The organism is Crassaminicella profunda (assembly GCF_019884785.1).
Lineage (GTDB): Bacteria > Bacillota > Clostridia > Peptostreptococcales > Thermotaleaceae > Crassaminicella > Crassaminicella profunda.
Genome location: NZ_CP082326.1, coordinates 3677146 through 3693394 on the forward strand (window position 1 = coordinate 3677146; position 16249 = coordinate 3693394).

At 32.6% G+C, this 16249-nt stretch carries 12 protein-coding genes; all 12 read right to left on the bottom strand.

Features of this window, described 5'->3' with window-relative positions:
* Positions 1 to 46 precede the first annotated feature (46 nt).
* On the bottom strand, positions 47 to 445 hold the full coding sequence (locus tag K7H06_RS17025) for a cobalamin B12-binding domain-containing protein (protein ID WP_223037219.1): 399 nt from the start codon (positions 443 to 445) through the stop codon (positions 47 to 49).
* A 53-nt stretch (positions 446 to 498) separates the two neighbouring features.
* The gene (locus K7H06_RS17030) at positions 499 to 2175 is read right to left on the bottom strand and encodes an acyl-CoA mutase large subunit family protein (RefSeq protein ID WP_223037220.1); all 1677 of its coding nucleotides are present in this window, start codon (positions 2173 to 2175) and stop codon (positions 499 to 501) included.
* Positions 2176 to 2321: 146 nt separating this feature from the next.
* Positions 2322 to 3821, bottom strand: coding sequence for a succinyl-CoA:acetate CoA-transferase ScpC (scpC, locus tag K7H06_RS17035; protein ID WP_223037221.1), 1500 nt, complete (start codon positions 3819 to 3821; stop codon positions 2322 to 2324).
* 32 nt (positions 3822 to 3853) lie between these two features.
* Entirely contained in the window at positions 3854 to 5227 is a 1374-nt protein-coding gene (locus K7H06_RS17040; protein WP_223037222.1) for an aspartate-alanine antiporter-like transporter, read from the bottom strand.
* A 207-nt stretch (positions 5228 to 5434) separates the two neighbouring features.
* Positions 5435 to 6769 (bottom strand): sigma-54-dependent transcriptional regulator, encoded by a 1335-nt coding sequence (locus K7H06_RS17045; RefSeq protein WP_223037223.1) that lies wholly within the window; start codon positions 6767 to 6769, stop codon positions 5435 to 5437.
* Positions 6750 to 8918, bottom strand: a complete 2169-nt coding sequence (locus K7H06_RS17050) for a sensor histidine kinase (RefSeq protein ID WP_223037224.1) — start codon at positions 8916 to 8918, stop codon at positions 6750 to 6752. Before K7H06_RS17050 ends, K7H06_RS17045 begins: the two co-directional genes overlap by 20 nt.
* Before the next feature lie 81 nt (positions 8919 to 8999).
* Positions 9000 to 10172, bottom strand: coding sequence for an NAD(P)-dependent malic enzyme (locus tag K7H06_RS17055; protein ID WP_223040065.1), 1173 nt, complete (start codon positions 10170 to 10172; stop codon positions 9000 to 9002).
* A 3-nt stretch (positions 10173 to 10175) separates the two neighbouring features.
* Positions 10176 to 10742: a Fe-S-containing hydro-lyase gene (locus K7H06_RS17060; protein ID WP_223037225.1), complete on the bottom strand. Its 567-nt coding sequence runs from the start codon at positions 10740 to 10742 to the stop codon at positions 10176 to 10178.
* A gap of 14 nt (positions 10743 to 10756) precedes the next feature.
* Complete coding sequence (locus tag K7H06_RS17065; RefSeq protein ID WP_223037226.1) at positions 10757 to 11599, bottom strand: fumarate hydratase; 843 nt, start codon at positions 11597 to 11599, stop codon at positions 10757 to 10759.
* A gap of 223 nt (positions 11600 to 11822) precedes the next feature.
* Positions 11823 to 13757 carry an ATP-dependent zinc metalloprotease FtsH gene (gene ftsH / locus K7H06_RS17070; protein ID WP_223037227.1) on the bottom strand — a complete coding sequence of 645 codons (1935 nt, stop codon included), beginning with the start codon at positions 13755 to 13757 and terminating at the stop codon, positions 11823 to 11825.
* A 62-nt stretch (positions 13758 to 13819) separates the two neighbouring features.
* Positions 13820 to 15208 carry a tRNA lysidine(34) synthetase TilS gene (gene tilS, locus K7H06_RS17075; protein WP_223037228.1) on the bottom strand — a complete coding sequence of 463 codons (1389 nt, stop codon included), beginning with the start codon at positions 15206 to 15208 and terminating at the stop codon, positions 13820 to 13822.
* Between the two features lie 95 nt (positions 15209 to 15303).
* Positions 15304 to 16200, bottom strand: coding sequence for a protein kinase domain-containing protein (locus tag K7H06_RS17080; RefSeq protein WP_223037229.1), 897 nt, complete (start codon positions 16198 to 16200; stop codon positions 15304 to 15306).
* Positions 16201 to 16249 lie beyond the last annotated feature (49 nt).

Consider the following 16249-nt stretch of genomic DNA (forward strand, 5'->3'; position numbering starts at 1 on the left):
AGACTACAGACCCAATGGCCCGAATCTGCATTTATAGTTATGTTGATTATTTTCTTTTAATGTTTTCTTTAATGTAATCTATTGTTACAGAAGTTGGTGTTCCAGGTGTAAATACTTCTTCTATTCCCTTTTCTTTTAAGAACGGAATATCTTCATCAGGAATAACCCCTCCACCAATTACTAAAATATCATCTACATTTTCAACCTTAAGAAGCTCTACAACTTTTGGAAGCAATGTATTATGTGCTCCAGATAAAATACTCATTGCAATACAGTCTACGTCTTCTTGGATAGCAGCATTTACAATCTGCTCAGGTGTTTGTCTAAGTCCAGTATAGATAACTTCCATCCCTGCATCTCTTAAAGCTCTTGCAATTACCTTTGCCCCTCTATCATGACCATCAAGTCCTGGTTTTGAAACTAATACTCTAATCGGTCTATCCATGAATTTTTCCTCCTTATTTAATCTTCCCAAATTCTATTTATATTAAAGATTTTTTATAATTGTACGCTTTGTTGATATTCACCAAAAACCTCTCTCATCACACCACAAATTTCACCTAGTGTACCATAAGCTCTTACAGCATCTAAGATATATGGCATTAAGTTTTCATCACTCTTACAAGCTGTTCTTAAAGCTTCTAATCTTTCTTCTACTAATGCATTATCTCTTTTTTCTTTTAATGCTTGAATCTTACTCTTTTGTAATTCTCCAACAGAAGGGTCTACTCTTAACAATCCTTTTGGAGCTTCCTCTTCGATTTGGAATTTATTCATACCAACAATGATTCTCTTATCATTCTCAATATCTTTTTGATAGTTGTATGCTGCATCCATAATTTCTTGTTGGATATATCCATTGTCAATAGCTCTTGGTGCACCACCGATTTCATCGATTCTTTTAATATATTTCATTGCTTCTTCTTCAATTGCTTTTGTTTTTGCTTCAATATAATATGAACCTGCTAATGGATCTACTGTATCAGCAGCACCACTCTCATATGCTACAATTTGTTGTGTTCTAAGTGCTACTCTTACAGAATCTTCTGTAGGAAGAGCTAATGCTTCGTCTTTAGAATTTGTGTGTAAGGACTGTGTTCCACCAAGTACTGCTGCAAGGGTTTGAATAGCAACACGAACAATATTGTTTTCTGGTTGTTGAGCAGTAAGAGTTGAACCACCTGTTTGTGTATGGAATTTAAGTGCCATTGATTTAGCTTTTTTAGCACCAAATCTTTCTTTCATAATTCTTGCCCATAATCTTCTTGCCGCTCTATATTTAGCAACTTCTTCTAAAATATCATTGTGTGCATTAAAGAAGAATGAAAGTCTTGGTGCAAACGTATCTACATCAAGTCCTGCTTTAATTGCAGCATCTACATAAGCAATACCATCTGAAAGAGTAAATCCAACTTCTTGAGCAGCAGTTGAACCTGCTTCTCTGATATGATATCCAGAAATTGAAATCGTATTCCATAGTGGTACTTCTTTTGAACAATATTCAAATATATTTGTGATCAATCTCATAGAAGCTTCTGTTGGGAAGATATATGTTCCACGAGCAATATACTCTTTTAAGATATCATTTTGGATAGTACCTCTTAGTTTATCAGCTGTTACACCTTGTTTTTCTGCTACAGCTATATACATAGCTAAAAGTACAGATGCTGGTGCATTGATTGTCATAGAAGTTGAAACTTTATCTAATGGAATCCCATCAAATAAAAGTTCCATATCTGCTAATGAGTCAATAGCCACTCCAACTTTACCAACTTCTCCTTCTGCTAATGGATGATCTGAGTCATATCCTATTTGTGTTGGAAGGTCAAATGCAACAGAAAGACCCATTGATCCTTGTTCAATTAAATACTTATAACGTTTATTAGATTCTTCGGCAGTAGCAAATCCTGCATACATACGCATTGTCCAAAATCTTCCTCTATACATAGTAGGTTGCACACCTCTAGTATAAGGGTAACTTCCTGGCATACCTAAATCATTTTCATAATCAAACCCTTCAATATCAAGAGGGGTATAAAGTCTATTTACAACTGCTCCTGACCCTGTTTCAAATACTTCTTTTCTTTCAGGTCTTTTTTTTGTAGTTTCTGCTACCTTTGCTTCATATGCATCAAAACTTTCTTTAATTTTTCCTAGTTTCTCTTTTTCAAACATTGTTCTCCTCCTTTTAAAGCTTATATATTTATCTAATATATTTTTAGAATACCATAAATCAGAATTTTTTGTACTAAGTTTCGCGAAGTATATGTGTATACATTGTGTTATATAACATACATGTGTGTTTGGCATACACATCTACGTTATTTTATTATCATACTTCCTGTTTGTAAAAATCGATCATGCCAAGATAACGCCTCTCCTATTAAATGAGGTTCATGCCTGAATTTTCCTCGTTCTGCCCTTTCCAAATAATCCATCAATCTATCCTTATAGATAGGATGAGCACAATTATTTATGATTTTTCTTGCTCTTTCTCTTGGTGAAGTCCCTCTTAAATCAGCGATACCCTGTTCTGTTACAATGACTTCTACATCATGTTCTGTATGATCTACATGGGATACCATAGGAACAATAGAGGAAATATCTCCATTTTTCGCTGTTGAAACCGTTGTAAATATGGATAGATATGCATTTCTAGTAAAATCTCCCGATCCTCCTATCCCATTCATCATACGAGATCCCATAATATTCGTTGAATTCACATGTCCATACATATCTACTTCTATAGCTGTATTCATAGCAATTACACCAAGTCTTCTAGCCACTTCTGGATGATTACTAATTTCCATTGGTCTTAAAATACAATGTTTTGCATAATGTTCCATATTATTAAGAAGTCTCTCTAGCCCTTCTTCTGATGGGGTAAAAGATGTTCCAGAAGCAATCGTTACTTTTCCAGCATCAATAAGGTCAAACATAGAGTCCTGAATTACTTCTGTATAGCAAGTAAGATTTTCAAATTTCGAATCAACTAACCCTCCTAACACTGCATTTGCAACAGAGCCTACTCCAGATTGTAGGGGTAATAAGTTTTTGGGAAGTCTTCCCATTTTTACTTCATGCTCAAAGAAATCTATAATATACCCTGATATTTTTTTAGAATTCTCATCAATAGCACCTAAGGGTCTAACTTTATCTGGTATATCTGTCACTACAACAGCAACAATTTTTTCTGGATCACAAGGTATATAAGACGTACCAATTCGATCTTTAGGGTGAATAATAGGAATTGGTTTTCTGTGTGGTGGCCTTTCAGGGATATAGATATCATGCACTCCTTCTAATTCCATGGGTTGACTTATATTGATTTCAACAATAATCTTATCCGCATTTTTTATGGCATGGGGCATAGCTCCTACAGAAGTAGTAGGAACAATTCCACCTTCTTCTGTTATTGCTAAAGCTTCCACTAAAGCTACATCAATATTTCCAAAAAATCCATAATCAATATATTGGGGCACATGACTAAGATGCATGTCTTGATACATAAGATTTCCATTATTTAAAGCATTTCTTGAATCTTTATTTGTCTGATAGGGAAATCTTCTTTTCATAACACCGCTTCTTGTTAGAGCACCATCTAATTCATCCCCTACAGAGGCTCCTGTAATAATAGTTATTCCTAACTTTTCTCCTTCTTCAGCTCTTTTGGCTAATGCTAGTGGTACTGCCTTAGGATATCCAGAAGGAGTAAAACCACTTGTAGCAACAATCATACCATCCTTAATAAACATAGATGCTTCTTGTGGTGTCATAATTTTGCTTTCTAAATCATTTCTTCTCAATCTACCTTCTAACATATTATTCCCTCCTTCGTATAAAAAAATATAAATTACATTGGCATATTATGGAGAATTATTGTGAATATTACCATTCCCAATAGGGCAAATGGATAAGTTGCACCATATCCAGCTGCTGGATCATCACAACCTACTGCATCAATAGCAGCTCCTAAACCTGGTGTCGAAGTCATTCCTCCACATATTGCTCCAGATAACATAATCCAATTAATCTTAAATATATATCTTCCAATAAAAAATCCTAAAATCATAGCTACAGCACCTACAACTAAACCAACAATTGCTAAATACCAGCCAGTTCCTAAAAGAGCATCAAATACTTTAAATCCATATCTTAATCCTACAATTGCCAAGAAAAATGCTAATGCAAGCTGTCTGATCACTCCTAATATTTTATTATTCATTCTAAAATTCATAAATCCAATTTTTCCTATATATCCAAGAATTAAAGACCCTATTAAGACACCACCCGTAGAACCTAAGCTAAAATATCCAAGGGGTCCTAAAAATATCTTTATTTTTCCTATGGTATATCCTAAAAAACAAGCAACAGAAAAAGCCATTAAATCAAAAGAGGTTTCTTCTATCTCTGTGGTAGCAGCAGCTTCTCTTCTGGCTTGACTCATTTCATCTCTTAATTCCTTCAATTCTTTATTAGCATCAATTCCAAATATTCTTGGGAAAAAGTTTACTGCAATGATTACAATAATAACACCAAATGGGTATCCAATAGCATGCCCGACCCCAATACCCGCCTCAGCATTTCTTACAAATTGAGTTTTTTGTTCTTCCGTTAGGTTCGGTGTATTTTCAGGAGTAAGTGTTCCAGTCTCATCAAGTAATTTTAAAAATCTTACTTTTTCTTTATTTGAAAGGGTTTCATATTTTTCCACCCAATCTGTTGAATGTCCTTTAGCTGTTTCAATGGCAGCTGCAAGACCGGGAGAACTAGTAAGTGCCCCTGTATATACTCCTGATACTTCATAGGGATTGGCTTCATTACTAATAACTGTCATCCCATAGGTAGCTGCAGCTCCTAAAAAGGTTATCAAAAAACCTAATAATACAAATTTAGCTCCATATCTTCTTAGTACAGTTCCCATATCCTTTGCTGCTAATAACCCTACTGCTGCAACAAACAATACTAAAAACAGGATAAAGAAATCTTTCCCAACAACTCCAGAGTTGATTAACTTTTGAGCTGATTTATATCCAACTTCTCCTTCATTAAACCCTTTTGCATAACCTAAAACCCACCACCCTATGAGCAGCCCACTAAACAAAGTTCCAGATATGCCAAAATTAAATTTTCCAAATTTTATTTTTCCAAAAACAAGTCCTGTAAATACTGCTATAAACATCAATATAAAAGGATTGGTAATCCAAGCTACTAAATCAAATTTCATGCTTTTTTCCTCCTTTTTTATTATTTTTTAAATACCCTCAAATCCAAATGAATACGTTTTCCCTCCTTCACTCATATACATTGCAAAAGTCATGCCAATTTCTAAATTTTATAAATTGATTGAAAATAGTTGATTTTTATTTTTTTTCTTTCACGCAAAAAAACAGAAGTGGTAATTTTTTTACCACTTCTGTTTCAAATGTTTCCACTATTTTTCAATACTATACTTTTCAATCTTCCTTCTCAAAGTCACACGAGAAATTCCTAAGCTTTTTGCCGTTTTTGAAATATTCCAGTTGTTCTCCTTCAACGCTCTATTGATGGCCTGCATCTCAACATCTTCAAGATTACTACTTACTACGCTCTTCCCTTTCTCCTCACTATAATAACTCATAAGATTTTCAGGTAAGTGATCTACATCAATCCAACAATCCTCTTGGAAAATCATAACCCTTTCGATAAAATTTTTTAATTCTCTAACGTTTCCTTTCCATCCATAATTCTTACAAATTTCCATAGCCTCTTTTGTCATACCCTTTACTTTTTTATTTAAAGCACCATTATATTGATTGATAAAATAATCAATCAATACTTTAATATCCTCTCTTCTCTCTCTTAAGGGAGCTGTATGGATAGGAACTACATTCAATCTATAGTACAAATCTTCTCTAAAATTCCCTTTTTCTATCCCTTTTTGCAAGTCTTTATTGGTTGCTGCGATAATATTTGCACTAAATTCAATCTCTTTTATTCCTCCAATACGTCTAAATTTCTTTTCTTGTAGTACTCTTAAAAGCTTTGCTTGAAGAAGTATATCCATATCCCCAATTTCATCTAAAAACAAGGTGCCTTCATTTGCTTCTTCAATGAGTCCCTTCTTTAACTGCTTTGCATCAGAAAAAGCACCTTTTTCATACCCAAACAATTCACTTTCTTGCAGATTCTTAGGGATAGCTGCACAATTCAGCGCAATATAAGGCTTATTTTTTCTAATTCCATTAAAGTGGATTGCCTTTGCAATGATCTCTTTCCCTGTTCCACTTTCTCCTTGAATCAATATAAATGTATCATAGGGCATATTCCCCACTTTTTGAGCAATATTTTTCACATTTTGTATGGCTTTACTTTCTCCAATAATTTCTGCTATCTCTTTTTTTTCTTGATTTGAAATCTCCTGTGCTTTTTTTATATACTTTATATTGTCATTAATGCTTTCTTTAATCTCTTCTATATTAAAAGGTTTTGTAAAATAATCATTTGCACCTAATTTCATTGCTTCAACAGCCAATCTTACCTCACTAATATAAGTAATCATCATAATAAAGCTATTTTTATCCTTTTTTCTTATATGCTTTAAAACATCAATTCCATTGATTCCTGGTAAATTAATATCCACAATACATATATCCGGTCTCTCTTTATCAAAAATTTCAATCCCTTCTTCACCAGAAGCTGCTGTTAAAATTTTTATTCCTAATTTGCTTAAAGCTATACGTAGGGACAATCTTATACTCTTTTCATCATCAACAATCAATAATTTCATCTGTCTCCCCCTCAAAGGATAATATAAATTCCGTATACTTTGAAACCTCACTCCTTACAGAAATGGTTCCTCCATTATCCGTTATAATTTTATGAACAATAGAAAGCCCCAATCCTGTTCCATCTTCTTTTGTTGTAAAAAAAGGATTGAATATCCTATCCATCATTTCCTCATTTATCCCTTCCCCATTATCTTTTATAGAAAGAACTAATGTATTTGGGTTAACTTTATATACTTTTATTTCAATAACTCCGTATGATCCTACTGCTTGAATACTATTTTTCAGTATATTTACCAATGCCTGTCTCATAGCAGATGGATCTACTTTTATAAAGGGAATTTCACGTGGAAAGTTTTTGATCACACGTATGGTTTTATATTTTATCTCTGGTTTTAAAATATTAAGTGTACTATCTATAATGTGCATTATATTCACAGAAACTTTTTTATTATTATTCATACGAGTAAACTCCAAGAAATTAATCACAATATTATTAAGCATATCTACTTCTTCTCTTAGGGCAACTATTAATTCTTCTCTTACTGTTTCATGGTCTGCATGATCTTTTAGCACCTCCAAAAGATTTGTCATTCCTGCTAAAGGATTCCCTATTTCATGTATAATAGATGAAGATAGTTCTCCAATTGTTTTCAACCGATCCTCTCTTCTTAATTGTTGTTCTAACATTTTAATCTGGGTTAAATCCTTCATCAAACAAACCAATCCAATAGATTTATTCGCATCATCATATATGGGAGAAACCATCATGCTAATAGGCACATCTATGGCATCATTTCTTTTAATTTTGTATTCTGCTTCCATAAACATATTTCCTTCTAAATTTTTATTGAAAATATCTTTAGGTAAATTTAAATTTCTCATCAATTCATTTACATATTTGCCAATAATATTTTTACTTTCAATGCCCGTAATTTTTTCAGCTGTTCTATTAAAGATAACAATTTTACCTTGATCATTAATAACAAAAATACCACTTCCTGCACTTCTTAATATATTATTTAAATATTTTCTTGTATCCTTTTCTCTCTTATGAGAACTTTTTAAATCCTCTATTTTCATGCTTAACTCTTTGCTCATACCACAAAAAGCAAGCTCTAATTCACCAATCTCATTATTTTTTGTAACTTTAAACCCTTTCATGCCTTGCTGAATATCTTTACTTATATTTCTTACATAAACTACTAATTTTTCTATAGGATCTGTAATCGTATATGCTAAAGAAATACTTAATAGAAAAGAGATGGTCATGATAGCAATAATCAATGGTGTTAGTTCTTTTTGGATTTGTTTGATTTCTTTTCCTATATATTCTTCATCTCGTTCAACAATAATCATCCCTTTATAGTTTTCAATTTTACTAAAAGATACATATACCTTATGACCATTGTCTCTATATTGGCCTACTCCTTTTGAATATTTTTTTAAAATTTCTTCTAATCCTATGACTTTATTTTCTATTTCAATATTCCTTTTTAATGAAAGTTCTTTAAATATTTCATTATAATCTGGGCTGACTAGTATTTTTCCATCCTCATCAACTACATAAATTTTTCCATCATATGAATGCTGTGTTTTTTCTATAATCTTACTAATTGCCTTTAGTGGAACCCCTCCACCGATAATTCCCTTTATTTCTCCTGTATGTTTATCTAAAATAGGAGAAACAATTATAATATGAGGCTGATTTAATAAACTACTAATAAAAACCTTACTAATATACGTTTCTTTATTTTTAATAAGATACTGATAATACTCTCTTTCTGTATAATCTCTACGATAAATAATATCGTTATGAGGAATGCTATAGGTAATTTCCCCATCAGCTGTCATGTAAAACATAACATCTAGCCATCTATAGCTTTTATAAATTTGATTGATTTCCTCTTTTACTTTTTCCATATCCTCTACATTAGCATTCTGAGCCATATATTTCACTGTATTTTTAGCATCGGACAAATACTGGTTTACCTGATCTGAAATCATATTGGCAATAATCGTATTTTTATTAATAATATGCTGCCTCATTTGTTTGCTCGCAGTTCTATAAGTTATATACGTACTTCCTATAACAGCAAATATAACCAAAGTAATAATGAGTATGGGTATTTTTACCTTTAAACTCCTCACATTTCTCACCTCTTTTAAGTATCTTTATCCCTATTGTATAAAATATTCAAATAATTTTCCACAAAAAAAAGAACCTAAATTTTAGGTTCTTGCTACACCATCTTCCTTAGCAGCTTTCATAACAGCTTGAGCTACTACCTTTGAAACTTCTTTATTAAATGGACTCGGAATAATTTTATCTTCCCTTAATTCCTCTTTCCTTAAAACATTTGCAATGGCAAAGCTAGCCTTTACCTTCATATTTTCTGTAATCTGTTTTGCCCGTATATCAAGAGCTCCTCTAAATATCCCTGGAAATGCCAATACATTGTTAATTTGATTAGGATAATCCGATCTGCCGCTTCCTACAATAAACGCACCTGCCTGTTTTGCATCTTCTGGCATTATTTCAGGAATAGGATTTGCCATAGCAAATACAATAGCTCTTTCATTCATAGATGCTATCATTTCTTTTGTTACAATATTCGGTGCTGAAACACCTATAAAAACATCTTTGTTTTTCATGATATCTGCAAGACATCCCTTTTGCTTTTTTAGATTTGTCACTTTTGCTATTTTCTCTTGTGCTGGATTTAATCCTTTTGCACCTTCAAATATTGCTCCCTCTTTGTCACAAAGAACAATCTCCTTAATCCCTGCAGTTAACAATAGTTTTGTAATAGCAATTCCTGCTGATCCAGCCCCATTGATCACTACTTTCGCACTTTCAAGTGCTTTATCTGCTAACTTTAACCCATTAATAAGTCCTGCTAATACCACAATAGCCGTTCCATGCTGATCATCATGAAAAACAGGAATATCTAATTCTTTTTTTAATCTTTCTTCTATCTCAAAGCATCTAGGAGCTGAAATATCCTCGAGATTGATTCCACCAAACATAGGCTCGATTAGTTTAATGGTTTTTACAATTTCATCCGTATCTTTGCTATTTAAGCATATAGGAAAAGCATCTACATCTGCAAAGCTCTTAAAAAGCACAGCCTTTCCTTCCATAACAGGAATAGCTGCATGAGCTCCTATATCTCCAAGACCAAGAACTGCTGTTCCATCGCTCACTACGGCTACCATATTTCCCTTAGAAGTATATGTATAAACTGTTTCTTTATCTTTATGGATTTCTCTACAGGGCTCTGCTACACCAGGCGTATATGCTGTAGACAAATCATCTTTATTTTCTAAAGATACTTTACTCGTAACTGAAATTTTTCCTTTATTTTCTTTGTGCATAGTAAGTGCCAACTTATTATAATCAATCATTTATTTGTCCTCCTCTGATTTTGCATATTTTTCTCTTTCTGTCTCATAAAGGTTATTGCCCTCATGATCAATAACAACGATGGCAGGAAAGTCTTCTACTTCTAATTTCCTAACAGCCTCTGGTCCTAAATCTTCATAAGCAATGATTTTAGCTTTTTTAATAGAATCAGCAATGAGGGCTGCTGCTCCCCCAATTGCAGCAAAATATACGGCTCCTTCTCTTTTCATTCCATCTATTACCTTTTGATTCCTTAATCCTTTCCCAATCATTCCAGTTAGCCCTTTTTCAAGGAGTGGTACCGTTAAATCATCCATACGATAACTAGTAGTAGGTCCAGCAGAACCAATAGGTTTTCCTGGCTTTGCAGGAGTTGGTCCTACATAATAAATAATAGCATCTTTTACTTCAAATGGAAGTTCTTCTCCTTTATTGATCGTATCTATTAATCTTGCATGAGCCGCATCTCTTCCTGTATAAATGGTTCCTGATATATAGACCGTATCCCCTGCTTTAAGATTTTCTACCTTCTCTTTTGTTAAAGGTGTAGTTATTTTTTTTATAGTCATATGATTCACCTCGCCTATAGAATTATTTCTTCATGTCTTGCCGCATGACAATTTATATTTACAGCCACAGGAAGTCCTGCTATATGGGTTGGAAAACTTTCTACATGCACAGCTAAAGCTGTTGTATTTCCTCCTAGTCCCTGAGGTCCGATCCCTAAATTATTTATTTTTCTTAGTAGCATTTCTTCTATTTCTCTTAAATGTTCTTTTTCATTATGAGACCCTATAGGTCTTGTTAGTGATTTTTTTGCAAGAACTGCTGCTTTATCTATTGTTCCTCCAATGCCAACCCCTACAACAATAGGAGGACATGGATTCGGCCCTGCATCCATTACTGTTTTTGTAACAAAATCTATAACCCCATTCACACCATCGGAAGGCTTTAGCATTTTTGTTTTGCTCATATTTTCACTTCCAAAACCCTTTGGCGCAAAAGTAATTTTTATATTTTCTCCTGGTACCATATCATAATATATAATAGCTGGCGTATTATCTTTCGTATTTTCTCTTATCAAAGGATCTTTTACTACTGATTTTCTTAAATATCCATCTTTATAACCTCTTCTTACTCCTTCATTAATGGCTTCACTAATATTTCCTCCAACTAATTGTACTTCTTGTCCAACTTCAATAAAAAATACAGCCATTCCTGTATCCTGACAAATGGGCATTTCTTCATTTTTAGCAATTTCAGCATTTTTTATTAAATTCTTTATGATTTCTTTTCCAACAGGAGAAGCTTCCTTTTTTTCTGCTTGTTCAAAAGCTTTAATCACATCTTCTCCTAAATAAAGGTTTGCTTTTATACATAGATTTCTTACCGTATTTTCAATCTCTTTTACATCTATTCTTCGCATTTTCACTTCTCCTTTTTATATTTTCATATAATAACCATTATACACTAAATTTTCAAACCGGAAATATACAACTACAAAAAAAGAACCTTTTCGGTTCTTTTCTTCCTTATTTTATTATTTCCTGGGAAATTATCTTATATTCTTCAAATGATTACAACCTTTTTTTGCTTTAATAATCTTCCCTTTATAAAACCCCTTTGCACAAAGTCAAAGGGGTTTTGTATTATTCTTTATCTAAATCAATTACATCGTTTTGCGTATCATCTACTTTTTCTAAATCAATATTATTTTGCTCTTCTGTAAATAACTTTTCAAAGTCTTCAGCATTCAATGTCTCGACTTCAAGAAGTGTATTGGCTACAAGATGAAGCTTATCCATATTTTCTTTTAATAATGTCTCCGCTTTTTCATAGCCTTCATCCATAATCTCTCTTATTTCCTTATCGATTTTAGAAGCAATTTCTTCAGAATAATTTCTCTTTGTTGAGAAATCTCTCCCTAAGAATACTTCATCATCTGAACTATAAGCAATAGGCCCTAAATTATCGCTCATTCCATATTTTGTAACCATGGCTTTTGCAATATTTGTAGCTCTTTCTAAATCGTTACTAGCACCTGTACTAATATCATTTAATACTAATTTTTCAGCAACTCTACCGCCTAAAAGATGTACAATTTGTTCTTCCATCTCTGTCTTTGTGGCATAGCTTTTCTCTTCCTTTGGTAAGATCATAGTAAATCCACCTGCTCTACCTCTAGGAATAATCGTCACTTGATGTACTGGATCTGTATTTGGAAGCATTCTTGCTACAACTGCATGACCTGCTTCATGGAATGCTGTAAGCTTTCTATCCTTTTCACTCACAACTCTACTTCGCTTTTCTGGTCCTGCAATAACTTTTGTGATTGCTTCTTCTATTGTATGCATGTTTATTTTTTTATCATTCTTTCTAGCAGATAAAAGCGCTGCTTCATTCATTAAATTTTCAATATCTGCTGGAGTAAAGCCAGGTGTTCTTCTAGCTAAAACCTTTAGATCTACATCTTCAGCTAGTGGCTTATTTTTTGAATGTACTTTTAATATTTCTTCTCTTCCTTTAATATCAGGAACCCCTACCATTACCTGTCTATCAAACCTACCTGGACGAAGTAACGCAGGATCTAGGATATCTGGTCTATTGGTTGCAGCAATAATAATAATTCCCTCATTAACGCCGAACCCATCCATTTCTACAAGCAATTGGTTTAGGGTTTGCTCTCTTTCATCATGCCCTCCACCAAGACCTGCTCCTCTTTTCCTTCCAACTGCATCGATTTCATCTATAAACACAATGCATGGGGAATTTTTCTTTGCTTGTTCAAAAAGGTCACGAACACGTGATGCACCGACCCCAACAAACATTTCAACAAAATCAGAACCACTTATACTAAAAAATGGTACACCTGCTTCTCCTGCAGTGGCACGAGAAAGATAGGTTTTTCCTGTTCCTGGAGGTCCCACCATTAAAATACCCGTTGGAATTCTTGCTCCTAATTCCATGTATTTTTTAGGATTCTTTAGGAAGTCAACAACTTCTTGCAGTTCTTCTTTTTCTTCATCAAGTCCTGCTACATCATCAAAGGTAACTTTTTTTCTCTCATCTTCTTTATGCAGCTTTGCTTTACTCTTCCCAAAAGACATGACTCTGCTGCCTCCCCCTTGGGACTGCTGCATAAATACAAACCAAAATACAACAAAAATCAAAACCATAAATATAGAAGGTAAGATCTCAAAGAACCATGGTGTCTTTGCTGGTGGTTCTCCCTTAACAATCAACTTTCCACTTTCCATTTGAGGAAGTATATATTTTTCTGTTAATACTTCAGAACGAACCACAGGTGGTATATATGTTTTAAATTCTTGATCATTTTTCAATTTTCCCACAATAGCATTCTCTACTATTGTAATTTCTTGCACATTTTGCTTTTGTAATTGGTTGATAAATTCTGAGACTGACAAATTCAATTTATCTTGTGCTGGCTGTCCATAGAAGTGTACAATGGAAATGATAATAATGAATATTAGTATATAGAAGCTAGCTCCCCTAAAAAATTTCTTCAACCAAAGCCCTCCTTTCAAAGCGTTTTTCTTGAATTTAACATCTTTTAATTCTACCATATTTTTTTATATAAAACAATAAATTCAGTCCTCTTCCATTGTTAAATGTTTGAAAACTTTGTTTAGTTATTCCTATACGTCAATACCAATACCATCTTTGTATCCTTTTGTACTTTATATTTTTCACTCATCCTATGTCCAATTACCCATATGATTTTTTCTCCATCACATACAAGTGGAATCTGATTTCTCTCTTCTCGAGATATTTTTTCATCAATAAAAAAGTCCTTTAGCTTTTTACTTCCTTCCATTCCGAAAGGTGTAAAACGATCACCATTTTTTCTATTTCTAAGGATCATCTTGTTTTTTATCTTATCAAAATCAAAATATTTCTTGTTTTTTTCTTTGGATAGATTCTCTAACTCTTTATGTTCCATTACCACAGCTTCTAAGATAGCATCTAATTCTTTAATATTTAATGTTTCACCAATATTTATATTGTATTCAAAATCATTTCTTTCTATTTTTCTTTTTCCTTTTCTAATAACAATATGATTATAATCCAAAACTGCATAAAGGTCTCTTGGTAAATCGATGGACCCTCCTACTTGACCATGTTTTATTAAATTCAATACTTTTTCTATATGCTTGTTTTGTACGTCTTTTAAATCTCCTTGAATTTCAAGTATTGCTTTGCGTAATATTCTCTTTTTAATAGCAGAATGATGCTCTTCAAAAGCTTCTTTATGAATTTTAACCTCTAAATTTACTTTTTCCACAATACGATTATACACTTTTTCTACAGCAATATTTACAAAATCTTTATCTTCTCTTATAAGATTTGTAGTTCTCGATAAGACTTGTTTAATATTCCTATTAAAATGCTTTTCTATGTATGGAATCAGTTCTAATCTTATACGATTCCTCGTGTATACTGCTTCTAAATTAGTTTTATCAATTCTTGGATTTAAATCATGTCGATGACAATACGCTTCTATTTCTACTCTTGTAATATCTAACACAGGTCTTATGATTTTTCCATCTCTCACATAATCAATGGCACTCAATCCTTCAAGTCCAGTTCCTCTCATCAACCTCATTAATACTGTTTCTGCTTGGTCATCCATATTTTGGGCAACAGCAATTTTATTAGCATTCTTTTTTTTCATTATTTCATTAAACAATCCATACCTTATTTCTCTCCCTGCCTCTTCAAAAGTAATCCCCTTTTTTTTGCTATACAAAGTTACATTTTCGCTAAATATAAAAGCTTCTACTCCTATATTTTCACAAAATCTTCTTACATACTCTGCATCCTCATTTGCTTCTTTTCCCCTAAATTGATGATTTAGATGAACTACATAAAGGTTTAACTCATATTCTTCTCTAATTCTGTATAAAAGATGTAAAAGAGCCATAGAATCAGGTCCTCCTGAAACCCCTATTATAATTCCATCTCCTTTTTTAAACATATTATGCTTTTTTACAGTCTTTAGAAATTTCTTAAGCATCTGTCTACTCCTATCTGGATCTTAAATTTTGAAAGAAAGGCTTTCATATATTTCTATATTTTCCCCAAAAAACCCTTCTAAAACAAAATACTTTTTCATAAGTATTGCACCATTATTCCTATAAATAGTAATATGCTCCCTACAAAGAACACATTAACCGCAAAATTTTGTTTATCCAATGTAACCCTTCCTCGTTGATAGGTTTCTTTTATATATATACCCTCTAACTCTATTAAAAATTCTTCAAAAGAACTATTCTTTTGTGTAAGTCCCCTGTGGATTAAACTAACTAATTTCAAAGAAATGTGCATATCTTTTAGTTTCTTTATCAATTGATCCACAGATACTTTTCCTGGAATAAAATTTTTCCTTAGTAAAAGAGTACTAAGAAGCATACTTAAACTAAACAAATCATATTTTTCATCGGCTCGTCTAAGCCCCATATTCCAGCTTGCCCGATCATATAAAGGTGTAAATTCTTTCACTGAAGACCCAACAGGGGTAACTCCTCCCAAATCAATGATTTTTATTAGATTATTTTTTGTATCAATCATTAAATTTTCTAATTTCAAATCTCCAAAGATAAAATGATTCTTATGTAATATTAGAAAAGTCTTTCCAATAAGAAGAGTAATACCTATAGAAGCTTTTATATTCACAGGTTTTCTTTTTATATACTCTTTTAAATTCTTTCCCTCTATATATTCCATAACTATATAGTATAATTTATTGTTTCCATAAGAAAAATCGTCTATTTCTTTTACCTTAGGGACAAGCCCAATATGAGAAAATCGATTGAGCATGTCATATTCTTTTGTAATGCTCTGCATTTCTCTGCTTATTTTCAATGCCCATCGTTCATTGCTTTTTACATCTTCAATCTTATAAACTTGCCCAATTCCGCCTTTTCCTAATAAATTCAAAATTTTATATTGATTATTATTCCACTTTCCCTTCAATATAAATCCTGGATATAGCTCTTTATCAATCATGGTTTTTTCCTCCTACAGATTTTTTCATATGAAAAATTCGCATATGATC